This is a genomic window from Trinickia camelliae, assembly GCF_053525655.1.
Map to the genome: position 1 here is coordinate 48,904 of NZ_JBCHAA010000025.1, position 25,682 is coordinate 74,585.

Below are 25,682 nucleotides of genomic sequence, written 5' to 3' on the forward strand. Positions count from 1 at the left end.
CTGCAATTACGCTGCGGGCACCTGTCCCGGCCGCTCGTCCCAAGGGACGCGGCCTGTTTCGCCGTTGCCGTTCGCCGCACCTTGCCCTTCGTTCGCTTGGCGCGCCGGATCACCGCCGCGCGCCGCCGCGAACGCTCGAGCCTCGCGCGATCAGTCCGCTTGCTTGCGCAGGAACGCCGGGATGTCGTACGTATCGACGCCCTTTTCCTGCAGCGCCTGCACGTGCGATGCCGCCGTTTCGCGCGAATTGCGCCACACGGCCGGCGTGTCGAGCGCGCCGTAATCGGCGGCGTGCGCTTGCGCCGGAGCGTAGCTGTGCTGCATCGTGCTGATCGGCTGGTTGTCGGTGCCGGTGCGCAGGAGCGTCATCGGTGCCGACTGCTGCTTCTTCGCCGCACGGCCAAGGCCCGTTGCAACGACCGTCACGCGCAGCGCGTCGCCCATCGCATCGTCGTACACCGCGCCGAAGATCACCGTCGCGTCTTCCGCGGCGTAGCTCTTGATCGTGTTCATCACTTCGCGCGTTTCCGACAGACGCAGCGAGCGGCTCGATGTGATGTTTACCAGCACACCGCGCGCGCCCGACAGATCGACGCCTTCGAGCAGCGGGCTCGCCACGGCCTGTTCCGCCGCGAGGCGCGCGCGATCGACGCCGGCCACCGTCGCCGTGCCCATCATCGCCTTGCCCTGCTCGCCCATCACCGTCTTCACGTCTTCGAAGTCGACGTTCACGAGACCATCGACATTGATGATTTCGGCGATGCCTGCAACCGCGTTGTTCAGAACGTCGTCTGCGCACTGGAAGCACTTGTCCATCTCGGCGTCATCGCCCATCACCTCGAACAGCTTGTCGTTCAGAACGACGATCAGCGAGTCGACGTGATCCTCCAGTTGCTGCGAACCAGCTTCCGCGACACGCATGCGCTTGCCGCCTTCGAACTCGAACGGCTTGCTCACGACGCCGACGGTCAGAATGCCCATCTCCTTCGCGATCTGAGCCACGACCGGTGCCGCACCCGTGCCCGTGCCGCCGCCCATGCCGGCGGTGATGAACACCATGTGCGCGCCGCGCAATGCATCGGCGATGCGTTCACGTGCTTCTTCGGCTGCCGCACGGCCCATTTCCGGCTTGGCGCCTGCGCCGAGACCGGTGTTGCCGAGCTGAATCACGTGCGTAGCGCGCGAGCGGCAGAGCGCCTGCGCGTCCGTGTTCATCACGATGAAGTCGACGCCTTGCACGCCTTTGTTGATCATGTGCTGCACGGCATTGCCGCCAGCGCCACCGACGCCCACCACCTTGATGATGGTGCCGCTGGTTTCCGTTTCCAGCATCTGGAATTCCATGTTGCCTCCGTCAAGAAAAAAGACTTGCTCGGCCGTTATTCGGCAAAGGAGCGGGCACTCCCTTGTCGCGCGCCAGCCGCCGGCACCGGCGCGAATTTCGAAAATGGTTTAGAAGTTGCCGAGGAACCAGTCCTTCATCCGCGTGAAGACCTGGCCCATCGAACCCGACTGCACGGCGACCTTGCGGCCGCGCATCCGCTGCGAGCGCCCTTCGACAAGCAGGCCCATCGCCGTCGAATAGCGCGGATTGCGCACCACGTCCGCGAGACCGCCCGCGTACTCCGGCACGCCAATGCGCACCGGCTTCAAAAAGATGTCTTCGCCAAGCTCGACCATGCCCGGCATCATCGAGGCGCCGCCCGTCAGCACGACGCCCGAGCTCAGCAATTCCTCGTAACCCGACTCGCGCACCACCTGCTGCACGAGCGAGAAAAGCTCTTCGACGCGCGGCTCGACGACCGCCGCCAGCGCCTGCCGCGACAGCGTGCGCGGACCGCGCTCGCCCAGTCCCGGCACTTCGATCATTTCGTCGGGATCGGCAAGCGCCTGCTTCGCGATGCCGTAGCTCACCTTGATGTCCTCTGCGTCCGGCGTCGGCGTGCGCAGCGCCATGGCGATGTCGCTCGTGATCTGATCGCCCGCGATCGGAATCACTGCCGTGTGCCGGATCGCGCCTTCGCTGAAGATCGCGATGTCGGTCGTGCCGCCGCCGATGTCGACGAGCACGACACCCAGTTCCTTCTCGTCCTCGGTCAGCACCGCCAGCGACGACGCGAGCGGCTGCAGAATCAGGTCGTTCACTTCGAGCCCGCAGCGGCGCACGCACTTGACGATGTTCTGCGCCGCCGACACCGCGCCCGTCACGATATGCACCTTCACTTCGAGCCGGATGCCGCTCATGCCGATCGGCTCGCGCACGTCTTCCTGGCCGTCGATGATGAATTCCTGCGTGAGGATGTGCAGCACCTGCTGATCGGTCGGGATGTTGATCGCCTTGGCGGTTTCGATCACGCGCGCGACATCCGTCTGCGTCACTTCCTTATCCTTGATCGCCACCATCCCGCTCGAATTGAAGCTGCGAATGTGGCTGCCCGCGATCCCCGTGAACACGTTCGTGATCTTGCAGTCGGCCATCAGCTCGGCCTCTTCGAGGGCGCGCTGGATCGATTGCACGGTGGCTTCGATGTTGACCACCACGCCTTTCTTGAGACCCTTCGACTCGCTCTGGCCGAGGCCGATCACCTCGTAATAGCCTTCGCCCTTCAACTCGGCGACGACAGCCACCACCTTCGCCGTCCCGATGTCGAGGGCAACCAGCAGGTCTTTATAGTCTTTGCTCATAGCGTGCTCATTGCGTGTGCGTGTGATGTCATTGCTTCTTGGCCTTGTCGGTATCGCTGATGAAGCGCATGCCCGCCGCGCGAACCGCAAACCCGTTCGGATAGCGCAGGTCAGCGTATTCGATATCCTTTCCCCAACGCTGCGTCACAGCCGCCCACGCCTCGATCAGCCGGCGGCTGCGGTCAGCGAGCGTCTGCGGGTTGCGTTCTCGGCCATATTCGATTTCCGTGCCGTTCGAGAGCTTCACCGTCCACGCGTAGCGCGGCGACAGCGTCACCTCTTCCGGCGTCGCGCCCAGCGGCGCGTACCACTTCTTGAAGTCCTGATAACGCGCGACGACCTCTTTCGCCGTACCGTCCGGGCCGTCGAACGCGGGCAGCTCCTCGTCGAGCTCGCCCTGGTTCGCCGTGAAGAGCTCGCCGTCGACGCTCACCAATTGATCGGCGCCCCACGTGCCAAGCGGTTTGTACTCCTCGAGCGTGACAGCCAGCGCATTCGGCCAGACCCGGCGCACGCTCGCGCGGCGCACCCACGGCATCTGCTCGAACTGCTGCCGCGCCGAGTCGAGATCGACCGTGAAGAAATTGCCCTTCAAGTGGCCGACGACGCTCGCGCGCACCGTCGGCGAATTGATGTGATCGGTATCGCCATCGATCTGGATCTCGCGCAGCGCGAAGTTCGGGCGCTGGATCAGCCAGTAACCGCCCGCCGCCAGCAGCACGAGCGCCAGCAACGCGTACAGCGCGTTGGCGGCGAAGTTGAGCTGGCGAACGTTATTCCACATGTTGCTGCGTCGATCCCTTGCGTTAGTTCTTCAAGGTCAGCGCCAACACGGCGACGACCAGTTCCTGATAGCTGATGCCGACCGAGCGCGCCGCCTTCGGCGGCAGCGAGTGGTCCGTCATGCCCGGCGCCGTGTTCACTTCAAGGAAGTACGGGTCGCCGTTCGCATCGAGCATGAAATCGGCGCGGCCCCAATCGGTGCAGCCGATCACGTCGAACGCGCGGCGCGCCAGCTTCTTCAAGCGCGCTTCCTGTTCCGGCGACACGCCGCACGGAATCAGGTATTGCGTGTCGTTGGCGATGTACTTCGCGTGGTAGTCGTAGAACTCGCCCGCCGGCACGATGCGGATCAGCGGCAGATCCAGATCGCCCGCGATGCACGCGGTGTACTCGCCGCCGCCTTCGATGCTTTTCTCGACGACGATGATCTTGTCGAACTTCGCGGCTTCCTCGAGCGCGGCCGGCAGCGCGTCGGCGCTCTTCACCTTGATCACCGCGACGCTCGATCCCTCGCACGCCGGCTTCACGAACAGCGGCACGCCGAGCTTCGCGACGATGTCCGCGGCGCGCGCCGCGTAGTCGTCGCCGCGCATCACCGTTTCGAACGGCGGCGTCGGCACGCCCGTCTGCTGCCACACGAGCTTGGTGCGGAACTTGTCGAGCCCGAGCGCCGAGCCGAGCACGCCGCTGCCCGTGTACTTGATGCCGTAGAAATCGAGCGCGCCCTGGATCTGGCCGTTCTCGCCGTAGCCGCCGTGCAGTGCGTTGAACGCGCGCACGAAGCCTTCGTCCTTCAATGCCGACAGCGGCCGCTCGGACGGATCGAACGGATGCGCGTCGACGCCCGCGTCGCGCAACCCCTGCAGCACGAGCCGGCCGGAATTGAGCGACACCTCGCGCTCCGCGGACACGCCGCCGAGCAGCACTGCAACCTTGCCAAAGAGTTTCGGATCGATACCGCTCATGTCACACCTTCGCTTCTTGCACGATTAATTCCGCGCTCATTGCGCAACCTGTTGCGCGAGCCGTCCCGGCACACCGCCGATCGAGCCCGCACCCATCGTGATCACCACATCGCCGTCGCGCACGACCGTCGACAGCGCCTCCGGCACTTCATCCACCGTCTCGACGAACACCGGTTCGACCTTGCCCGCCACGCGGATCGCGCGCGCGAGCGCGCGGCCGTCGGCGGCGACGATCGGCGCTTCGCCGGCTGCGTAGACTTCGGTCAGCACCAGCGCGTCGACCGTCGAGAGCACCTTGACGAAATCCTCGAAGCAGTCGCGCGTGCGGGTGAAGCGGTGCGGCTGGAACGCCAGCACCAGACGCTTGTCGGGGAACGCGCCGCGGGCGGCCGCGATCGTGGCCGCCATTTCGACCGGGTGATGGCCGTAGTCGTCGATCAGCGTGTAGTTGCCGCCGCCCGCGACGGCCACCTCGCCGTAGCGCTGAAAACGCCGGCCGACGCCGTTGAATTCCGCGAGCGCTCGCTGGATATCGGCATCCGTGACCTCAAGTTCAGTCGCAATCGCAATCGCCGCGAGCGCGTTCTGCACGTTGTGCGTGCCCGGCATGTTCAAAACGATGTCGAGCGGCGCCGCGTCTTCGCGCATCGCCGTGAAATGCATGCGGCCGTCGTGCGCCGTCACGTTGACCGCGCGCACCTGCGCGTCGGGCGCAAAACCGTAACGGATGATCGGCTTCGACACGAACGGCAAAATCTCGCGCACGTTCGGATCGTCGACGCACAGCACGGCGATGCCATAGAACGGCAACCGGTGCGTGAACTCGATGAACGCCTGCTTGAGCCGAGCGAAATCGTGGCCGTAGGTGTCCATGTGGTCGGCGTCGATGTTCGTGATGACTTCGATCACCGGGAAGAGATTCAGGAACGACGCGTCCGACTCGTCGGCTTCGGCGACGATGAAGTCGCCCGTGCCGAGCCGCGCGTTCGCGCCCGCGCTGATCAGGCGCCCGCCGATCACGAACGTCGGATCGAGCCCGCCCGCGGCGAGCACGCTCGCGACGAGCGAGGTCGTCGTGGTCTTGCCGTGGGTGCCGGCGATCGCGATGCCTTGCTTCAAGCGCATCAGCTCCGCGAGCATCACCGCGCGCGGCACGATCGGAATGCGGCGGTGGCGCGCGGCGAGCACTTCAGGGTTGTCGCTGCGCACGGCCGTCGACACCACGACCGCATCCGCGCCCTCGATGTTCGCGGCGTCATGACCGAGCGCGATGCGCGCGCCGAGCGTGGCGAGCCGGTCGGTCACGCCGTTGTTCGTGAGGTCGGACCCGCTCACGTGGTACCCGAGATTGACGAGCACCTCGGCGATGCCGCTCATGCCCGCGCCGCCGATCCCGACAAAATGGATGTGTTTGACGATGTGTTTCATTTCATTCCTTCCTGGCGCGCAAGCGCCACAGCCGCGCAAACCTGCGCGACGCGATCGGTGGCATCCGGTTTTGCCAGCGCGCGCGAGCGCTCGGCCATTTCCGCGAGCGATTCGCGCGACTGGCTGCGCAACCAGTCGGCGAGCTTTTCCGCCGACAAATCGCGCTGCTGCACCAACACCGCCCCACCCTGCTCCGACAGGAATTGGGCGTTCGTCGTCTGGTGATCGTCGACCGCGTACGGGAACGGCACAAAGAGCGCCGCCACGCCGACCGCTGCGATCTCGGCAACCGTCATCGCGCCCGAACGGCAAATCACGAGATCGGCTGTCTCATAAGCCTTCGCCATGTCGTCGATGAACGGCATGAGCTGCAGGTCGTCGCCCGGTTGCAAACCAGCTGCTTCGTAATTCGCGCGCAACGCGTCGATGTGCTTGGCGCCCGCCTGATGCACGATGCGCGGACGCTCGTTCGGCGCCAGCAGCGCTACCGCGCGCGGCACGACTTCATTCAACGCCGCCGCCCCGAGACTGCCGCCGACGACCAGCACATTGAGCGGACCGCTGCGAGCTGCGTAGCGCTCTTTGGGTGCCAAAGCGCGCGCAAGTTCCTCGCGAATCGGATTGCCGGTCCATTCGGCATTCGGCAGCGCATTCGGGAACGCAACGAGCACGCGCCGCGCGAGCTTGGCAAGCACTTTGTTCGCAAGACCCGCAATCGAATTCTGTTCGTGCAGTACGAGCGGGCGGCCCGAAAGCGCGGTCATCACGCCAGCCGGAAACGTGATGTAGCCGCCCATGCCGAGCACGACATCAGGCTTCACGCGCTTGAGCGCCTGCCGGCTTTCAAGGCACGCGCGCAGCAGATTCAGCGGCAGAGCGAGCTTGGTGCGCAGACCCTTGCCGCGCAACCCGCCGAAGCGCACGAACTCCATCGGAATACCGTGCTTCGGCACAAGCGTCGCTTCCATGCCCGCAGGATTGCCGAGCCACACGACGCGCCAGCCCCATGCGCGCATCCGGTGCGCGACCGCGAGCCCGGGGAACACGTGTCCTCCGGTGCCGCCGGCCATCACCATCAACGTGCGTTGCGGGGTCGTGCTCATACTTTGCCCCCGCGCATCAGCACACGGTTCTCATAGTCGACGCGCATCAGCACCGCCAGCGCGACGCAGTTCAGCAAAATGCCCGAGCCGCCGTAGCTGACGAGCGGCAAGGTCAGGCCCTTGGTCGGCAGAAGGCCGAGGTTCACTCCCATGTTGATGAAGGTCTGCGCGCCGAACCACAGGCCGATGCCCTTCGCCATCAAGCCGGCAAACGTGCGGTCGAGTGCGAGCGCCTGACGGCCGATCTCGAACGAGCGGCGCACGATCCAGTAGAACAGCAGGATCACGACCATCACGCCGACGAAACCCAGCTCCTCGCCGATCACGGCAAGAATGAAGTCGGTATGCGCTTCCGGCAGATAGTTGAGCTTCTCGACGCTACCGCCCAGGCCCACGCCGAACCACTCGCCGCGGCCGAACGCGATCAGCGAGTGCGTCAATTGATACGCCTTGCCCTGCGCGTAGCGGTCGTCCCACGGATCGAGGTACGCGAAGATCCGCTCACGCCGCCATGGCGACGCCCAGACCAGAATCGTGAAGGTGCCCACCGCCGTCGCGACCAGCCCGCCGAACAGCTTGCCGTTCACGCCGCCGAGGAACAGCACGCCCATCGCGATCGCGGCGATCACCATGAACGCGCCCATGTCCGGCTCGAGCAGTAGCAACGCGCCGACCACGCCGACCGCGAACGCCATCGGCAAGAAGCCCTTCGCGAAGCTGTGCATGTATTCCTGCTTGCGCACCGTGTAGTTCGCCGCGTAGATCGTCACGGCGAGCTTCATGATTTCCGACGGCTGCATGTTCGTGATGCCGAGCGGAATCCAGCGGCGCGCGCCGTTCACGCCCTTGCCGATGTGCGGAATCAGCACGATCACGAGACCGACCAGCGCGATCAGGAAGAGCTTGGGCGCGTACTTGTCCCAGACCGAGATCGGCACCTTGAACGCGATCACGGCCGCGATCGTCGCGACCCCGAGCGACGCGATATGGCGCACGAGAAACGCGTAGTCGTGGTACGACGCGTACTTCGGCGAATCCGGCATCGCGATCGACGCCGAGTAGACCATCACCACACCGAGCCCGAGCAGCGCGATCACGACCCACAGGAGCGAATGGTCGTAGTCGAGCATGCGCGAGCGCATCGGACGCATGCCGCTCACGGCGCTCGCGAGACCGCTTCCCGATGCGCCGCCGGCATCTTCGGCCTTGCCGACCGAGCCGCGTTGTCCTGACAGGCGCGAGCCGAAACGTTCGGACCAGCTCATAGCATCGTCCCCCGTTCCGCGGCGATGTCTTCCACCGCGCTGCGGAAGACCGCCGCGCGATGGGCATAGCCCTTGAACATGTCGAAGCTTGCACAGGCCGGCGACAGCAGCACGGCGTCGCCCGGCTCCGCCAGCGCGGCGGCCGCGCGGGTCGCGGCTTCGAGCGTTGCGTGGTCGGCGAGCGTCACGCCGCTGTCGGCGAGCGCGTCGCGGATCTGCGGGGCGTCGCGGCCGATCAGCATCACCGCGCGGCACCAGCGCGCGACCGGCGCTTCGAGCGGCGCGAAATCTTGTCCTTTGCCGTCGCCGCCCGCGATCAGGATCGCGCGCTGCGCGAGACCGTCGAGCGCGGCTACCGTCGCGCCGACGTTCGTGCCCTTGCTGTCGTCGACATAGTCGACGCCATCGACCGACGCGATCAGCTCGACGCGATGCGGCTCGCCGCGATACTCGCGCAAGCCGTGCAACAGCGGCGCCGCTGGCAAGCCGATCGCGCGGGCCAGCGCGAATGCGGCGAGCGCGTTCGCGGCGTTGTGCAGACCGCGGATGCGCAAGGCGTCGGCCGGCATAAGGCGCTTCAACCCGAGATCGCGTGGCGCGGTGGATTCGTTCTTGCGTCGGCGGGTCGACGTTGGCTCATCGGCAGGATCGCGATCGTGCGCTTCGACGAGCCAGTTCATGCCGTTTTCGCGCAACAGGCCGTAGTCGCCGACGTGCACCGGCTCGTTCAGGCCGAACGTCACCGCTTGGGCGGCGGCGCTTTCGCCAGCTTGTTTCGCGGCGTCCGCAGCAGGCGCGAGCGCCATCACGCGTGCATCGTCGCGGTTGAGCACGCGCACCGTCTGCGGCCCGAAGATGCGGCCCTTCGCGGCGGCGTAAGCATCGAGGCCGCCGTGCCAGTCGAGGTGATCTTGCGTGATGTTCAACACGACCGCCGCATCCGGCGCGAACGTATGCGCGGTTTCGAGCTGGAAGCTCGACAGCTCGAGCACCCACACGTCGGGCAGCGCGGTGTTGTCGATCGCTTCCGTGAGCTTGTCGAGCGCGGCCGGGCTGATGTTGCCCGCCACCGCGACCTTTTTGCCCGCGCGTTCGCACAGCAGGCCCGTGAGGCTCGTCGTCGTGGTCTTGCCGTTCGTGCCGGTGATCGCGATCACCTTCGGCGCGTAACCGCTCTCGCCGAGTTTCTTGAGCGCCTGGGCGAAGAATTCGAGCTCGCCCCACACCGGAATGCCGCGTTCGCGCGCGCTCGTAATCAGCGGCAGCAGGTCCTCGGCAAGCGGCGACAAGCCCGGGCTGATCGCGACGAGTTCGATTCCGCCGTCGAGCAGCGCGGGCGAAAACGCGCCGCCGATGAACTCGGCATCGATCCGGTGCGCCTCGAGCGCGGAAAGGTTCGGCGGCGCCTCGCGCGTATCGGCAATGCGCAGCCGGCACCCGTGCCGCGCGCACCAGCGCGCCATCGCGAGGCCGGATTCACCGAGCCCCAGCACGAGCACCATCGGACTTTGCCGATCGACAAACATCTCGCCAAACATCGCTTGCTTTCCTTTACCGCAGCTTGAGGGTGGACAGACCGAACAGGCACAACATCAACGTGATGATCCAGAAACGCACGACCACCTGCGTCTCTTTCCAGCCCGACAATTCGAAATGGTGATGGAGCGGCGCCATCTTGAAGATGCGGCGCCCTTCGCCATAGCGGCGTTTGGTGTACTTGAACCAGGTGACCTGCAACATCACCGACAGTGTCTCCGCCACGAAGATGCCGCCCATGATGAAGAGCACGATCTCCTGGCGCACGATCACGGCGATGGTGCCGAGCGCGCCGCCGAGCGCCAGCGCGCCGACATCGCCCATGAACACCTGCGCGGGGTGCGTGTTGTACCAGAGGAAGGCAAGACCCGCGCCGCCCATCGCCGAGCAGAAGATCATCAATTCGCCTGCGCCCGCGATGTGCGGGAACAGCAGGTATTTCGAGTAGATCGAGCTGCCCATCACGTAGGCGAACACGCCGAGCGAGCCGCCCACGAGCACGACCGGCATGATGACGAGGCCGTCGAGACCGTCGGTGAGGTTGACCGCGTTGCTCGCGCCGACGATCACGAAATAGGTGAGCGCGATGAAGCCCCAGACGCCGAGCGGGTAGCTGATCGACTTCAGGAACGGCAGCATCAGGTCGGCGTGCGGCGGCAGACCGATCGAGAAGCCGCTACGCACCCAGTCCATGAACAGATCGAAAACGCGCACGTTGCTCGCTTCGGACACGGAAAACGCGAGATACACCGCCGCGAACAAGCCGATCACCGACTGCCAGAAATACTTCTCGCGCGACGACATCCCGCGCGGGTCCTTGTAGACGACCTTGCGATAGTCGTCGACCCAACCGATCACGCCGAAGCCGAACGTGACGAGCATCACGATCCAGATGAAGCGGTTCGTGAGATCGGCCCACAAGAGCGTCGAGATGGCGATGCCGATCAGAATCAGCACGCCGCCCATCGTCGGCGTGCCGGATTTGACGAGGTGCGTCTGCGGGCCGTCCTTGCGCACGGCCTGGCCGACCTTCATCGCGGTCAGCTTGCGGATCACCCACGGACCGAGGACGAGCCCGATCACGAGCGCGGTGATGCTCGCCGCGACCGCTCGAAACGTCAGGTAACTGAACACGCGCAAGAAGCTTGCGTCATTCTGCAGCCATTGCGCCAGTACCAATAGCATTGCCGGTCCTTCTCTTTCAGTGTGCGCCAGGCGTCGTGCCCGGTGCGGCAGGTTGCAATTGCGAAGCGATTACCGCTTCCACCACACGCTCCATCTTCATGAAGCGCGAACCTTTGACGAGCAGCGTCGCGTGCGCGCCGAATCCGGCTTGCAGCAGGTACGCGACCAATGACGGGATATCGTCGAAATGGTGCGCACCTTGAGCCGGGCCCGCGCTCGCTCCGCCAGCGTTGAACGCGCTGCAGGCGTCGCGCGACGCATCGCCGAGCGCATAGAGCGCATCGATGCCGCGCTCGCGCGCATAGGCGCCGACTTCGCGATGAAACGCCGGGCCTTCGTCGCCCACTTCGCCCATGTCGCCCATCACGAGCACGCGCGGCGCGGCCTGTGCGGCGAGCACGTCGATCGCGGCGCGCATCGAATCGGGATTCGCGTTGTACGTATCGTCGATGACCGTGGCCCCCGCGAGCGAACCGAGGGCCGCGCGCTTCACTTGCAGACGGCCTTTCACCGGCTCGAACGCCTCGAGGCCGCGCTTGATCGCGTCGAGCGGCACGCCGGCCGCGACCGCCGCCGACGTCGCTGCGAGCGCGTTGCGCGCGTTGTGCTCGCCGAGCACCTGCAGCACGGCTTCGAACGCGCCGTCGGGCGTCGAGACGCGCAACCGGTTGCCTTCGAGTTCGCCCGTCACCGCTGCAGCCGTCGTGCGGTCCGCAGCGTTCAACGCGAAATCGACGATGCGATTGCCGGTTGCGGCGATGCGCCAGATGACCGCGTAGGCGTCTTCGGCCGGAAACACCGCGACGCCCGCGGGCCCGAGCGCGTGGATCACGCTCGCGTGCTCGAGCGCGACCGCCTCGACCGTCGCCATGAATTCCTGATGCTCGCGCTGCGCGTTGTTGACGAGCGCGACGGTCGGCTCGGCGATCTTGCCAAGCACGTCGGTCTCGCCGGGATGGTTCATCCCGAGTTCGACGACAGCGAGCTTGTGCGCTTCGGTTAGACGAAACAGCGTCAGCGGCAGGCCGATCTCGTTGTTGAAGTTGCCGGCCGTCGCGAGCCGTGCCTCTTGGCCCACGGCCGCCGCGAAGATCGACGAGATCATTTCCTTGACCGTCGTCTTGCCGTTGCTGCCCGTGACCGCAACCAGCGGAATCGCAAAACGGCGGCGCCACGCGCGCGCCAGTGCGCCGAGCGCCTCGCGCGTATCGGGAACCCGCAGCGCCGGCACGCGCCATTCGCCCGGGCTGCGCGTCACCAGCACCGCGCTCACGCCGCGCTCGGCGACTTCCGGCAGGAAGTCGTGCGCGTCGAACCGGTCGCCCTTCAGCGCGACGAACAAATCGCCAGGGCCGGTGGTGCGGCTGTCGGTGGCAACGCGCTCGAAGGTGGTCGCGCCATCGCCCAGCACCGTTGCGCCAGCGATCTCTTGAGCCGCTTCATTCAGCGAGAACATCGTCATTCGCCGCCTCCACGAGTGTGCGTCGCCCGCGCGGCAAGCGCGAGACGGGCGTGGTCCTGATCGGAGAAGGCGCGCTTCTTACCCATGATTTCCTGCGTGGCTTCGTGACCTTTGCCGGCCAGCACCACAACATCTTCGCGCGCCGCGCTGCGCACGGCCTGCAGGATCGCGCTCGCGCGATCCTCGATGCGGCGGGCCTTGCCCGCGTCCTTCATGCCGGCAACGATTTGATCGATGATCGACTGCGGATCTTCGCTGCGCGGGTTGTCGCTCGTCACGACGACCGAGTCGGCAAGCCGCTCGGCGATCGCGCCCATCAGCGGACGCTTCGTCGCATCGCGATCGCCGCCGCAGCCGAACATGCAGACGAGTTCGCCACCGCGCGCGCTCGCGATCGGGCGCAGCGCTTCGAGCGTTTTCTCGAGCGCGTCCGGCGTGTGCGCGTAGTCGATCACGACGAGCGGCTCGTCGTTCTGCAGCCGGCCGCCGAGCCGCTGCATGCGGCCGTTGACCGGTTCGAGCTTCGACAATTCCGCAAGCGCGGTCGCGAACGGCACGTCGGCGGCGAGCAGCGCGCCGAGCACGCCGAGCAGATTGCTGACGTTGAACGCGCCGAGCGTCGCGACTTCGACATCGGCCGCGCCCCAATCGGACGCCAGGTGGAACGCCGTGCCGACCGGCGTCGCGCGAACGCGCGAGGCAAGCAGCAACGCATCGGCTGGCGGAGCACCGTCGACTGCCGTGTCGATGCCGTACGCGATCGTGCGCACCTTGCCGCGCGTTTGCGCGATGAGGCGCCGCCCCGCTTCGTCGTCGCGGTTGATGACGGCGCAGCGCAGGTCCGGCCAGTCGAACAGGCGCGCCTTCGCCGCCTCATACGCGGCGAACGTGCCGTGATAGTCGAGGTGGTCCTGCGTGAGATTCGTGAAGACGGCGATATCGAACGCCGTGCCGGTCACGCGCCCCTGATGCAACGCATGCGACGACACTTCCATCGCCACCGCCTGCGCGCCCGCTGCGTGAAGCTGCGCTAGGCTGCGCTGCAACTGCGGCGCGTCCGGTGTCGTGAAGCCGGTGTGGACGAGGTGCCCCGGCATGCCGCTGCCGAGCGTGCCGATGATTGCGCACGGCTTTCCGGCGGCGGTCAGCGCCGCCGCGATCCATTGCGAGCACGACGTCTTGCCGTTCGTGCCCGTCACGCCCACTGCGAGCATCGCCTCGCTCGGAGAGCCGTACCAGCCGCTTGCGATGGCCCCGGCCAGTTCATTCAGCGCGGGCACGGCGAGCGTCAGCTCCGGATCTACCGCGCCATCGAAGCTTTCGGGCTGAAACAGCACGGCTGCGGCGCCGCGCTCGATCGCGCTGTCGATGAACGGACGGTTATCGGCGCCGTCGACGGCATAAGCGAGAAACACGTCGCCGGCCGCGATCGTGCGCGTATCGGCGTGCAGGTTCGCACCGGGCGCGGCGTGCGCGCGCAACCAGTCGAGCACATCGGCGATCTGCTGGTGCGCCGGGTGTTGACGGCGAGCAGCGCTCATCGGACGACTCCTGGGCGAATCTTTGCGTTATCGGACACTTTGATCTTCTTGGCGTCGCCATGGTTGGCGACCGTCGTCGTCGGCTTGGCGTTGCCGTGAACCGCGGCCGTCTTCTGTGCTACGGCAACCGCTGACGCACCCGCAGCCGGCGCAGCTGTCGCCGAATCGTCCGACACGACGAGCTGCTTGACGGGCATATCGGGCGGCACGTTCAACGAGCGCAGCGTATCGCCGGCGATCGCCGAGAACACCGGCCCCGAAACCTGGCCGCCGAAGTGGCTACCGGCGGTCGGCTCGTCGACGGACACCGCGACGACGATGCGCGGGTTCGGCATCGGCGCCATGCCGACGAACGAGGCGCGGTACTTCGATTTGTCGTAGCCGTGCGGGCCGTGCTTATACGCGGTACCGCTCTTGCCGCCGACGCGGTAACCCGGCACCGCCGCATCGGGCGACGTGCCTTGCGCCGTGACCACCGATTCGAGCATCGTACGGACTTCGCGCGCCGTCGTCGGCGAGAAGATTTGGGGACCGGACGCGGGCTGGTCGCCCGGCGTCCTGAAGATCGATACCGGCATGATCTGACCGTCGTGCGCAATAGCGGTGTACGCGCGCGCGAGCTGGAACAGCGACACGGACAAGCCGTAGCCGTACGACATCGTCGCCTGCTCGATGCGCCGCCAGCTTTTCCACGGACGCAAGCGCCCGGGCGCCGCGCCTGGGAAACCGACCTTCGGCGCCTGGCCAAGGCCGATGCTCGTATACATATTCCACATCTCTTCCGGCTTGAGCGTCATCGCGATCTTCGTCGCGCCGATGTTGCTCGACTTCTGAATCACGCCGCCGACCGTCAGCACGCCGAACCCGCTGTCGTCGGTGATCGGCGCGCCGTCGAGCGTGAAGTGGCCATTGCCGGTATCGACCAGCGTATTCGGCGTCACGCGGTGCAGATCGAGCGCGAGCGACACCGTAAACGGCTTCATGATCGAGCCCGGCTCGAACACGTCGGTCATGATCCGATTGCGCAACTGCTCGCCGGTCAGGTGCGAGCGGTCGTTCGGGTTGTAGGTCGGATAATTGACGAGCGCGAGCACGTTCCCGGTCTGCACGTCGACCACCATCGCCGCGCCGGCCTTCGCCTTGAACTTCTCGACGGCCGCCTTCAGGTTGGCGTACGCAATGTATTGGATCTTGCTGTCGATCGACAATTCGACGTCCGCGCCGTTGTGCGGCACGACGGTCTCGTCGACGTCCTCGATCACGCGGCCCATCCGGTCCTTGATCACGTGACGGATGCCCGGCGTCCCCACGAGGATTTTCTGATCGCCGAGCTCGACGCCTTCCTGGCCTTCGTCCTCGACATTCGTGAAGCCGATCAGGTGGGCCGTGATTTCGCCTTCCGGATAAAACCGCTTGTACTCGGGGCGCTGGTAGATGCCCGGGATATCGAGCGCGGTGACTTTGTCGGCGACGTCGACCGGCACCTGCCGCTTGACGTAGACGAAGGTCTTGTCTTCGGAGAGCTTCGCGCGCAACTCGGTTTGCGTCATATCGAGCAGCTTCGAGAGCTGCGCGAGCTTGTCCGCGCCGAGGTCATCCGGCACCGATTCGGGAATCGCCCAGATCGCGCGCACCGGCAGGCTCGTCGCGAGCACGAGACCGTTGCGATCGAGAATCTTGCCGCGCGTGGCCGGCATTTCGATCGTGCGTTGGTAGCGGCTTTCGCCCTGCTTCAGATAGAACGAATTGCCCGGCCCCTGAATCCAGAACGCGCGCCCGGCGAGCGCGACGAAGGCCATGAACAGCAGAAACACGACGAGCTTCGAGCGCCACATGGGCAGGCGTACGGAGAGCACCGGGCTCGCCGAGTACGACACGCTCTTGCGGTTCTGCGCCTTTTTCATCGCTTGCTCCCACTGCGCGGCGCGACCGGCGCAGAAGCGGGCGCGGCGGTCGGCACAGGCGCATCCTCGGCCGTCGCCGCGCCCGGCGCGAGCGTCAGATACTGCGTGCGGCCGGTCATGACGGGCGCCATCTTGAGCGAATCGGTGGCGATCTGCTCGATGCGCGACGTCTTCGACATCGCGCTCTGCTGATATTGAAGCTGCGCGTAGTCTTGCTGGAGCTGCCGCTCCTGGGCTTGCGCGCGCTGCAATTCAATGAAGATCTGGCGCTGCTGGTTCGTCGCATTGACGACCGACAACGCACAGCCAAGGACGACGATCAAAAGGAAGATATTGAAGCGGCTCATGGCGCGAGGCGCTCCGCGACGCGCATCACCGCCGAGCGGGCGCGCGGATTGGCCTCGACTTCGGCGTCGCTCGCGAACACGCGGCCGAGCAGCTTGAGCGGAGGGCTGGGCAGGTCGACAGCGCGAATCGGCAGGCGGCGGTCGACCGCCGGCGCACTCGCGTGCGCCTGCATGAATCGCTTGACGATCCGGTCCTCGAGCGAATGAAAGCTGATGACCACCAGCCGCCCCCCTTGCTCCAACAACGACAATGCAGCCTCTAGTACGACTTGCAGCTCCGCAAGCTCTTGATTGACGTGAATCCGTATAGCCTGAAAGGTGCGGGTTGCCGGGTCCTTACCCTTCTCACGTGTCTTGACGGCGTGAGCCACGATTTGGGCAAGCTCCCCCGTGGTGACGAGAGGCCCAAGACGGTCGGACTCTGCCCGGCGAGCAACAAGCGCCTTTGCAATCTGAACAGCAAACCGTTCTTCCCCATAATCTCGTATCACCTCCGTCAGTTCCTGCTGCGTTGCCCGCGCGAGCCAGTCGGCTGCGGACTCGCCGCGCGTCGGGTCCATCCGCATGTCGAGGGGGCCGTCGGCGCGGAAACTGAAGCCCCGCTCCGGATCGTCGATTTGCGGCGACGACACGCCCAGATCCAGCAATACCCCCGACACCCGCCCTACCCCGCGCGCCGCAACCTCGCGGCCAAGCGCGGCAAAACTCTCGTGCACAATCTCAAAACGCGTGTCCGCGATCGCCTGCGCCGTGGCGATGGCTTGCGGGTCCTTGTCGAACGCAATCAACCGGCCCGTCTCGCTCAACCGGTCCAACACCGCCCGGCTGTGCCCGCCACGCCCGAACGTCCCGTCCACATAGACGCCGTCCGGCCGCGTGATGAGCGCATCGACCGCTTCTTCCAGCAGCACCGTGCGATGCTGCAATTCGTTTCCCATCGCAGGTGCCCTATATCTAAACCGCGATCAGAACGTGAAATTCTTCAAGGCATCCGGCATGCCCTGCGCCATCGCCGCCTGCTCCTTGGCGGCGTACGTCTGCGCATCCCACAGCTCGAAGTGGCTGCCCATGCCCAACAACATGACTTCTTTCTCCAGCCCGGCGGCCAAACGCAATTCGGGCGACACGAGAATCCGGCCTGCGCTGTCGAGATCGATATCCGACGCGTTGCCGAGAAAAATCCGGCGCCACCAGTGCGCATCCATCGGCAGCGCGGCGATCTTTTGACGGAAGAGTTCCCACTCCGGGCGCGGAAACAGCAACAGGCAGCCGTCCGGGTGCTTGGTCAGCGTCACCCGTCCTTCTGCCTGTCCTTGCAGCGCTTCCCGATAGCGAGACGGAACCGACATCCGCCCTTTCGCATCGAGCGTCAGCGCCGACGCCCCTTGGAACACTTTCTTCTCCCCGTTCAGCGCACCGTGCCACGCTCGCGCGATCTCGAAAATCTAGCCGAATCGGCCCGATAAATCACACAAAAATACACTTTCTCACACTGTCTCCCACTTTAGAGTAAGGCCTAAGGCCGGTCAAGGGAGAAGCCCGTTTTTTTGACGAATTTTGTTAGTTAGAACAAGGACTTACGCTCGGTCTTTCATGTCGCGCAAGAAAACCGAAAAACGTTATAAATGAATGAGCTAGTGAATGTTGTGAAGGTGATACGTGAAAAGCTCGGGGCAAAAGCGTGGGCGAAAAGCGTTCTGGGAGGTGGGAGAGGTGGAGACTGAGCGAATTTCGAAGGCGGGGGTGGACGATGCAGGGCGCATCGTCCGTTGCTTATTTCTTCAAACGTAGTAGGCGGTGCGAGTCATGACTTTCGACGCGGCTTTCATCAGCGCGCGAACCGGAAAAGGCAGCTCGACACCGCCCGATTCCGTCGCGGTCTTGCCGTGCGACACCTCGTCGATTCGCATTTGATCAACGATCGCGCGCGACTCGTGGTCAGCCTCCGGCAGCTTCTTCAGATGGCTCTCCAGATGCTTCTCGACCTGGCGCTCGGTCTCGGCCATGAAGCCGAGGCTCACTTTGTCGCCAAGGCTGCCCGCCGCGAATCCGATGGCAAGCGCACCGGTGTACCAGAGCGGATTGAGCAAGCTCGGACGCGAGTCGAGCTCGACAAGCCGTTTTGCAGTCCACGCCAGATGGTCTTCCTCCTCGCTTGCCGCATGGTCGAAGGCCGCCTTGAGCGTCGGCGAGTTGGTCGCCAGCTTTTGCGCTTGATAAAGCGCCTGCGCACACACTTCGCCGACGTGATTGACGCGCATCAGTCCGGCGGAATGCGCGCGCTCTGTTGGCGTCAACTGAACTGGCTCGGCGGGTTCGGCTTCCGCAACGGGAGGCGCCGGAACGGGACGGCTCATGCGACTAACGCCTGCCATCGACCGCAAACCCCGGTCAAATTCGGTGATCAACTCGTCTAGCGTCATCCACTTCTCCCTGATTCGGCATGGCTCAAGCGGTGCATACATCCCACTCGCATCGAAAGCGTTCGCGGCTGCGATGCTTTCCCCGCACTTTCGCTCGACCTTGAAAGACCGGTAAACCCTTAAGTTTAGACGATGTCGCACAAATGAAACAGAAAGCTTCCGAATGGCTTTCTTTTGTTTTTCATAACTATGCGCTTTGCTACAGTACGTCCCGCTTCTCGCGGAGCTCAAGGCTGCTTGATATTTAGCATTCCAAAATTATCAGCTTCTCAAAAAGACAAGTAAATCCAGGGAGATACATCGGATGAAGAAGTCGCTTTTCGCACTCGCCGCGCTAAGTTCATTGACCGCCAACACCTACGCTCAGAGTAGCGTGACGTTGTATGGCGTCGTCGATGCCGGCATCACTCTCAACAACAATAGCGGCGGACACCAGGAGTACCGGCAATCAGGCGGCAGCATGCAGGGCAATCGCTTCGGGCTGCAGGGCGCTGAGGACCTCGGAGGCGGACTGAAAGCGTTGTTTGTGCTGGAAAACGGCTTCGCCATCGAAAGCGGCAGGCTCGGCCAAGGCGGCAGCGAGTTTGGCCGCCAGGCGTTCGTCGGCCTGTCCAGCGACAAGTACGGCAAACTCACGCTGGGGCGCCAGTATGATTCCGTCGTCGATATGGTCGGCCCGCTGGCGAGCGGCAGCCAATGGGCGGGTTACGCCGGCGCACACCCGGGCGATCTGGACAATCTGAACAACCGGCACCGTGTGAACAACGCGATCAAGTATACGAGCGCGAATTACGCCGGCCTCACGTTCACCGGGTTGTACAGCCTGGGTGGGATCGCAGGTGACTACAGCCGCAATCAGATCTTTTCGGTCGGCGCGGGTTACGCAAATGGTCCACTGAAGCTGGGCGTCGGGTATTTGAACGCGCGCGATCCGAATTACTCGCTCTTTGGCAATAACCCGGATGGGCGGACGGCGGCCAACAGCGCCTCGTCGAACAACATGAGAACTGACGGGAAGCTCTCGCCCATTTACGGCGGCTACGCGTCAGCGACCACGCTACAAGTCATTTCGGCTGGCGGCGCCTACACGTTCGGCGCGGCGACCGTCGGCGCGACCTATAGCAACGTGCAGTTCAAGGACCTTGGCGCTGTCGGCGGGACCGGCCTCAATCCGAGCAACTTCGCCGGTACCGCGACGTTCAACAACGCCGAAGTCAACTTCAAGTACCAGCTCACGCCGATGCTCCTCGCCGGGATCGCTTATCACTACACGCAGGGGCCGTCGATGCCGTCCGGCAGCGGAGCCAAGTACCATCAGATCAACGCGGGCGCCGACTACTTCCTGTCGAAGCGCACTGACGTCTATTGGCTCGCCGCGTGGCAGCACGCGTCCGGCTATGATTCGACGAACACGCCGGCCGTGGCGTCGATCAACGGTGTTTCGCCGTCGAATACGCAAAACCAAGTGGTTGCGAGTGTCGGCATTCGCCACAAGTTCTAGCAAACGAACAAACGATGGGTTGGATGCACAAGGCGCCTTCGGGCGCCTTGTCTTTTGCGCCCCTCTAACCTCTTCCGTCCCGCAGCTCGCGACGCAAGATCTTGCCGACATTGGTCTTTGGCAGCTCGTTGCGAAACTCGATGAGCTTCGGGCGCTTGTATCCGGTCAGCTGCTCCTTGCAGAACGCAAAGACATCGGTATCGGTGAGCGCCGGGTCCTTCTTGACGATGAAAAGCTTCACGGCTTCGCCCGAGTGCTGGTCCGGCACGCCAACGGCCGCGACCTCGAAGACCCCCGGATGCTTCGCGACCACATCCTCGATCTCGTTCGGATAGACATTGAAGCCCGACACCAGAATCATGTCCTTCTTTCGATCGACGATCTTCACGAAGCCGCGCTCGTCCATGACGCCGATGTCGCCCGACTTGAAGAAGCCGTCGGCCGTCATGACCTTCGCCGTCTCGTCCGGGCGGTTCCAGTAGCCCGCCATCACTTGCGGCCCGCGAATGCAGATTTCGCCCGCCTGGCCGAGCGGCAACGCGTTGCCGTCGTCATCGCGAATCGAGACTTCCGTCGACGGCAACGGCACGCCGATCGTGCCGCTATATTCCGTCGCGGTAACGGGATTGCACGTCACGCACGGCGAAGTCTCGGAAAGACCGTAGCCTTCGACGATCGGTGCATTCGTCGCGGCATACCAGCGCTTCGCCACCGCCTCCTGGACCGCCATCCCTCCGCCGTTCGCCACCATGAGCTTCGAGACGTCCAGCTTCGGAAAGTCCGGGTGATTAAGCATTGCGTTATAGAGCGTGTTGACGGCTGGAAACGTGTTGATCGCGTAGCCCTTCAACTGCTTGATCATCCCGGCGATATCGCGCGGATTCGGAATCAGGATGCCAAGCCCGCCCGTGCGGAGCGTGAGAAATCCGCAGACCGTCAACGCGAACACGTGGTAGAGCGGCAGCGCGATGACGTTGATCACCTGATCGACGTCGTTTCGCAGCGCGTGCGCCGGCTCATGCCACGCCGCGGACTGCAGAACGTTCGCGACGATGTTGCGATGGGTGAGCGTCGCCCCCTTGGACACGCCAGTCGTTCCGCCGGTGTATTGAAGGAACGCGATGTCGCTCGGTTCCACTTGCACCGCCTTGAAGGCGTGACGCCCGCCCTCCGAGACGGCATCGTTGAATTTGACGTGCCCCGGCAAACTCCAGGCGGGGACCATCTTCTTGATACGCCGCACGACGAAATTGACGAGCAGCCCCTTGGCTCCCATCAAGTCGCCCATCGACGCCACGATCACATGCTTGATCGGCGTATTGCGCACGACCGCCTGCAACGTCACCGCGAAATTCTCGAGGATGACGATGGCTTCGGCGCCGCTGTCCTTGAGCTGATGCTCGAGTTCGCGAGGCGTATAGAGCGGATTCACGTTCACGACCGTATATCCGGCGCGCAGGATGGCGGCGATCGCCACCGGATACTGCAGCACGTTCGGCATCATGATCGCGATACGCGCGCCGCGAGCGAGCCCCTTCGACTGGAACCACGCGCCGAGCTTGCGCGATTGCTCGTCGAGCTCGCCGTAGGTCATCGTTTTGCCCATGCAGACGAAGGCGGGCTTTGCGCGGTATCGGCCGAAGCTCTCTTCCAGCAATTCGCCAACGGAAGCGTACTGTGCCGGATCGATTTCGGCGGGGACGCCAGGCGGATATGACTTCAGCCAAATTTTTTCCATCGGGCGTCTCCTCTGATTTTCGAATGGTCGTGCTAAAAAATGAATCCTAGCCGCTCGCCCGAGCGGAAACAACCGGGTTAGATACTGTTCTCGAACAGCTCCTCCAATTTTGACTGGTGTCTCAGGCGACTTGTGCCCGGGTGCTTACGCGAGAAATTGACGAATTGTCAGGCGCGCGCGACTTCGACAAGACAATCGTAAAAAGTCGCCGAACCGCCTAAGTCAGTCAGTGCCTGGCTTGTAACTTGGTTGGCGTTTCGTCCGTCTGGAGCGAGCTTCTTCCACCAGATCGACAACCCGACCACGAGGCCCTCCCGCGCCCGCTCGGTCACGCGAGCCCGGACTTGCATCGAACCGCGATCGTTATAGACGCGCACGATGTCGCCTTCTCCGATGTTGCGCGATGCCGCGTCGGCCGGATGGATGTCGAGATGCGGCTCGCCTTCCGTCGAGCGCAGGCTCTCGACGTTGACGAAGCTGCTGTTCAGGAAATTGCGCGCGGGCGGGGAAATCATCGCGAGCGGATAGCGCGCGGCCAGTTCCGGCGCACCGTCCGCGGATTCATATGGCGGTAGATAGTCGGGGACCGGGTCGGCGCCTTCGGCGGCCAGCCTCGGGCTCGAGAATTCGCACTTTCCTGACGGCGTGCGAAAGCCGCCGCTGGCCAACGGCGCATCGGGCAACTTCAGCTTGAGCCAACCCGCCTTCTTCAACGAATCCCAATCGGTCCCGTCGATTGTCGGATCGCTCCAGCGCAACGCTGTACGCGCGACCTCTTCGTCGCTTTCGTAGAGCGCCGGCTCTTGCAAGCCCATCGCCCGCGCGATGCCGCGGAAGATTTCCGTGTTCGGCAATGCGTCACCGACCGGTGGAATGGCCGGCTCGTTCACCATCACATACGTATGGCCGTAAGACTTGTGGAGATCGAGGTGTTCGAGCTGCGTGGTGGCCGGCAGCAGCAGATCGGCGTAATCGGCCGTATCGGTCTGGAAATGCTCCAGGACGATCGTGAACAGATCTTCGCGCGCAAATCCAGCCGCGACGCGTTCCGAATCCGGCGCGACCGCGACTGGGTTCGAGTTGTAGACAACGATCGCCTCGATCTTCGGGCCGAATTGGGCGTCGCCACTGTGCAGCAAGGCGTCGCCGATCGCGTTCATGTTGACGACGCGGGGCTGGCTTGCCGTCCAACCCGGGATGAGGTCAGGACGCTGGAGCACGTGCGTATCGACAGGTGCCCAGCCCGACGACGACAGCAGCAGCCCGCCCGCACGATCGCGCCACGCGCCGGTCAACGACGGCAGACACGCGATCGCGCGCGTCGCATTGCCGCCGCCGCGTACACGCTGCATGCCGTAGTTCAGGCGAATGGCGGACTTGCGCGTCTTGCCGTAGAGCCGCGCGAGTTCGACGATTTCGTGCTCCTCGACGCCGCAGATCTGCGCGGCTCGCGACGGCGGATACGAAAGCGCACGTGTCTTTAGCTCATCGAATCCAAGCGTGTGCTCGGCAATATAGGCGTGATCGAGCAAGTCTTCGACGATCAGCACGTGCATCATCCCCAAAGCGAACGCTGCGTCCGTGCCCGGGCGCAGTGCGATGTGCTGATGACACTTTTCGGCAGTGAGCGAGCGATAGGGATCAATGGCGACAAGCCGCGCGCCACGGCGCTTCGCCTCCTGGGCGCGCGTCCAAAAATGCAGGTTCGACGCGATCGGGTTGGCGCCCCAGATCAAGATCAGCTCGCTCTCCTCGAAGAACTCGGTGTGCATGCCGATGCTTGCGCCATACGTATATTTGAGACCGGCCGCTCCGGCTGCCGCGCAGATCGTGCGATCCAATCGCGACGCACCCAGCTTGTGAAAAAAGCGCTGGGCGATGCTGTCACCTTGCACCAGGCCCATTGTGCCGGCGTAGCTGTACGGCAATAGCGCTTGCGGCTCGCGCTTGGTAATTTCGGACAGCCGGGACGCAGCTAGAGCGAATGCCTCATCCCAGCTGATCGGCTCGAACTGGCCTTCGCCTTTGCGGCCGACGCGCTTGAGCGGTGTCGTCAAACGCTTCGGATGGTGCACGCGCTCGGGATATCGGCTGACTTTCGTGCACAGCACCCCTTGCGTCGGCGGATGTTCCGGGTCGCCGACCACTTTAATCGCACGTCCGTCTTCCACCGTGACCCGCATCGCACACGTGTCCGGGCAATCGTGCGGGCAAACGGCGCGAGCGAATTCGGTGGGAGCATTCATCGTGGGTGTCCGTAATGATCGTGGGTAATGAATTGAGTCGCGGATTATGCCAGCGACTGGGCGCTGGAATTTTATTACGCCAGTATGCGCCATGGTCCCGACCGATTTCGCCGTCGAGTCGCCCAAAAAGCACTTCGGCGTAGAATGATTCAGCGAGTATCCCCCGTCTTCAAGACGCAACGCACAACGAAGCCGAACGCATCATGAAACTCATCCCTGAAATTCAAGCCGCGCGAGGCGAAATCCAATCGCTTCGACGAACGATCCACTCGCATCCCGAGTTGCGCTACGAAGAGGTCAAGACCGCCGATTTGGTTGCTCAGCAACTGATGGAATGGGGCATTGAAGTGCACCGCGGTTTGGGCAAAACAGGGGTGGTCGGCGTGTTGAAGCGTGGTACCGGGACACGCTCGATCGGCCTTCGCGCCGATATGGATGCCCTGCCGATTCAAGAGCTCAACACCTTCGAGCATCGTTCGCAAAATTCGGGAAAGATGCACGCCTGCGGCCATGACGGACACACGGCGATGCTTCTCGGCGCCGCACAATTCCTCGCTAAACATGGCGATTTCGACGGAACGATCGTCTTCATCTTTCAACCTGCCGAGGAAGGCGGTGCCGGCGCAAAGGCGATGATCGACGACGGCCTGTTTACGAAATTCCCCGTGGATGCAGTATTTGGAATGCACAACTGGCCGGGTATGCCTGCAGGTTATTTTGGCGTGACCGAGGGCCCGATCATGGCGTCGAGCAATGAGTTTCGCATCGAGATCAAGGGCGTCGGAGCGCATGCCGCGTTGCCACATAACGGTCGCGATCCTGTGTTCACGGCGGTTCAAATTGCGAATGCCCTGCAAAGCATTATTACGAGGAACAAGAAGCCGCTCGATACGGCGGTCCTTTCAATCACCCAAATTCACGCCGGCGATGCGGTGAATGTCGTCCCGGATGACGCGTGGCTCGCAGGAACCGTACGCACGTTCACGACCGAGACGCTCGATTTGATCGAGTCCCGTATGCGAAAGATCGTCGAAGCGACAGCTTCGGCCTACGATTGCTCTGCCGAGGTGACATTCCACCGGAATTACCCGCCGACTATCAATAGCCCCAAGGAAACGCAATTCGCCGCGGAGGTCATGAGGGAAATTGCCGGCGCCGACCACGTCGACGACGCTGTCGAACCGACGATGGGCGCCGAGGATTTTTCCTTCATGCTGCTGGCGAAGCCCGGCTGCTATGCGTTTATTGGCAATGGCGACGGAGGTCATCGCGAAATGGGTCACGGCGCCGGCCCATGCATGCTGCATAACGCAAGCTACGACTTCAACGACGAATTGCTGCCCATTGGTTCAACGTATTGGGTGAGACTTGCCCAGCGCTTTTTGGCTACGGCGAAGGCTTAAGGAGGGGCGGGTGAGCGGTTCGCAAAAATGGTCCGCTACAGCGGGCCACTTTCTGGATTGAATTGGCGTTTGAGTGTTTTTCCGACCCGTAAACGTCACAACCCCACCTTTTTGGGGTGGGGTTGTGGACTTGGGTAAGGAGCCTGACGATTACCTACTTTCACACG

The 25,682-nt window shown here is 63.9% G+C and carries 20 protein-coding genes; 2 read left to right on the plus strand and 18 right to left on the minus strand.

Going from position 1 to position 25,682, the window contains the following annotated elements:
• Positions 1–150: 150 nt before the first annotated feature.
• The 16 genes from ftsZ to coq7 form a co-directional block, all read right to left on the minus strand.
• Positions 151–1,344, minus strand: coding sequence for a cell division protein FtsZ (gene ftsZ, locus AAHK20_RS30930; protein ID WP_449185317.1), 1,194 nt, complete (start codon positions 1,342–1,344; stop codon positions 151–153).
• A 108-nt stretch (positions 1,345–1,452) separates the two neighbouring features.
• Positions 1,453–2,685, minus strand: a complete 1,233-nt coding sequence (ftsA, locus tag AAHK20_RS30935) for a cell division protein FtsA (protein ID WP_449185318.1) — start codon at positions 2,683–2,685, stop codon at positions 1,453–1,455.
• A gap of 28 nt (positions 2,686–2,713) precedes the next feature.
• On the minus strand, positions 2,714–3,469 hold the full coding sequence (locus AAHK20_RS30940; protein WP_449185319.1) for a cell division protein FtsQ/DivIB: 756 nt from the start codon (positions 3,467–3,469) through the stop codon (positions 2,714–2,716).
• Positions 3,470–3,491: 22 nt separating this feature from the next.
• A complete protein-coding gene (locus AAHK20_RS30945) occupies positions 3,492–4,433 on the minus strand; it encodes a D-alanine--D-alanine ligase (protein ID WP_449185320.1) in 942 nt (313 codons plus the stop codon).
• A 36-nt stretch (positions 4,434–4,469) separates the two neighbouring features.
• Complete coding sequence (gene murC / locus AAHK20_RS30950; RefSeq protein WP_449185321.1) at positions 4,470–5,861, minus strand: UDP-N-acetylmuramate--L-alanine ligase; 1,392 nt, start codon at positions 5,859–5,861, stop codon at positions 4,470–4,472.
• Positions 5,858–6,964 (minus strand): undecaprenyldiphospho-muramoylpentapeptide beta-N-acetylglucosaminyltransferase, encoded by a 1,107-nt coding sequence (murG, locus tag AAHK20_RS30955; RefSeq protein WP_449185322.1) that lies wholly within the window; start codon positions 6,962–6,964, stop codon positions 5,858–5,860. Before murG ends, murC begins: the two co-directional genes overlap by 4 nt.
• Positions 6,961–8,229, minus strand: coding sequence for a putative lipid II flippase FtsW (ftsW, locus tag AAHK20_RS30960; protein WP_449185323.1), 1,269 nt, complete (start codon positions 8,227–8,229; stop codon positions 6,961–6,963). The genes murG and ftsW overlap by 4 nt, the downstream gene beginning before the upstream one ends.
• Positions 8,226–9,767 carry a UDP-N-acetylmuramoyl-L-alanine--D-glutamate ligase gene (murD, locus tag AAHK20_RS30965; RefSeq protein WP_449185324.1) on the minus strand — a complete coding sequence of 514 codons (1,542 nt, stop codon included), beginning with the start codon at positions 9,765–9,767 and terminating at the stop codon, positions 8,226–8,228. The genes ftsW and murD overlap by 4 nt, the downstream gene beginning before the upstream one ends.
• Positions 9,768–9,780: 13 nt before the next feature.
• Positions 9,781–10,950, minus strand: a complete 1,170-nt coding sequence (gene mraY / locus AAHK20_RS30970) for a phospho-N-acetylmuramoyl-pentapeptide-transferase (RefSeq protein WP_449185325.1) — start codon at positions 10,948–10,950, stop codon at positions 9,781–9,783.
• A gap of 16 nt (positions 10,951–10,966) precedes the next feature.
• The gene (locus AAHK20_RS30975) at positions 10,967–12,412 is read right to left on the minus strand and encodes a UDP-N-acetylmuramoyl-tripeptide--D-alanyl-D-alanine ligase (protein WP_449185326.1); all 1,446 of its coding nucleotides are present in this window, start codon (positions 12,410–12,412) and stop codon (positions 10,967–10,969) included.
• On the minus strand, positions 12,409–13,953 hold the full coding sequence (locus AAHK20_RS30980; RefSeq protein ID WP_449185327.1) for a UDP-N-acetylmuramoyl-L-alanyl-D-glutamate--2,6-diaminopimelate ligase: 1,545 nt from the start codon (positions 13,951–13,953) through the stop codon (positions 12,409–12,411). Before AAHK20_RS30980 ends, AAHK20_RS30975 begins: the two co-directional genes overlap by 4 nt.
• The gene (locus AAHK20_RS30985) at positions 13,950–15,857 is read right to left on the minus strand and encodes a peptidoglycan D,D-transpeptidase FtsI family protein (protein ID WP_449185328.1); all 1,908 of its coding nucleotides are present in this window, start codon (positions 15,855–15,857) and stop codon (positions 13,950–13,952) included. Before AAHK20_RS30985 ends, AAHK20_RS30980 begins: the two co-directional genes overlap by 4 nt.
• Positions 15,854–16,204 (minus strand): cell division protein FtsL, encoded by a 351-nt coding sequence (gene ftsL / locus AAHK20_RS30990; protein ID WP_449185329.1) that lies wholly within the window; start codon positions 16,202–16,204, stop codon positions 15,854–15,856. The genes AAHK20_RS30985 and ftsL overlap by 4 nt, the downstream gene beginning before the upstream one ends.
• Positions 16,201–17,142 carry a 16S rRNA (cytosine(1402)-N(4))-methyltransferase RsmH gene (gene rsmH, locus AAHK20_RS30995; protein WP_449185330.1) on the minus strand — a complete coding sequence of 314 codons (942 nt, stop codon included), beginning with the start codon at positions 17,140–17,142 and terminating at the stop codon, positions 16,201–16,203. The genes ftsL and rsmH overlap by 4 nt, the downstream gene beginning before the upstream one ends.
• A gap of 27 nt (positions 17,143–17,169) precedes the next feature.
• Positions 17,170–17,598 (minus strand): division/cell wall cluster transcriptional repressor MraZ, encoded by a 429-nt coding sequence (gene mraZ / locus AAHK20_RS31000; protein ID WP_137333922.1) that lies wholly within the window; start codon positions 17,596–17,598, stop codon positions 17,170–17,172.
• A 387-nt stretch (positions 17,599–17,985) separates the two neighbouring features.
• The gene (gene coq7 / locus AAHK20_RS31005; protein ID WP_449185335.1) at positions 17,986–18,627 is read right to left on the minus strand and encodes a 2-polyprenyl-3-methyl-6-methoxy-1,4-benzoquinone monooxygenase; all 642 of its coding nucleotides are present in this window, start codon (positions 18,625–18,627) and stop codon (positions 17,986–17,988) included.
• Between the two features lie 304 nt (positions 18,628–18,931).
• Between coq7 and AAHK20_RS31010 the strand changes: the two genes are divergently transcribed.
• Entirely contained in the window at positions 18,932–20,128 is a 1,197-nt protein-coding gene (locus tag AAHK20_RS31010; RefSeq protein WP_449185331.1) for a porin, read from the plus strand.
• 64 nt (positions 20,129–20,192) lie between these two features.
• Here the strand turns inward: AAHK20_RS31010 and AAHK20_RS31015 are convergent, their stop codons facing one another.
• Positions 20,193–21,866 (minus strand): long-chain fatty acid--CoA ligase, encoded by a 1,674-nt coding sequence (locus AAHK20_RS31015; RefSeq protein ID WP_449185332.1) that lies wholly within the window; start codon positions 21,864–21,866, stop codon positions 20,193–20,195.
• A gap of 167 nt (positions 21,867–22,033) precedes the next feature.
• Positions 22,034–24,112: a molybdopterin-containing oxidoreductase family protein gene (locus AAHK20_RS31020; protein WP_449185333.1), complete on the minus strand. Its 2,079-nt coding sequence runs from the start codon at positions 24,110–24,112 to the stop codon at positions 22,034–22,036.
• 203 nt (positions 24,113–24,315) lie between these two features.
• Here AAHK20_RS31020 and AAHK20_RS31025 point away from each other — a divergent pair, with 203 nt between their 5' ends.
• Complete coding sequence (locus AAHK20_RS31025) at positions 24,316–25,515, plus strand: M20 aminoacylase family protein (protein ID WP_449185334.1); 1,200 nt, start codon at positions 24,316–24,318, stop codon at positions 25,513–25,515.
• Positions 25,516–25,682: the final 167 nt, after the last annotated feature.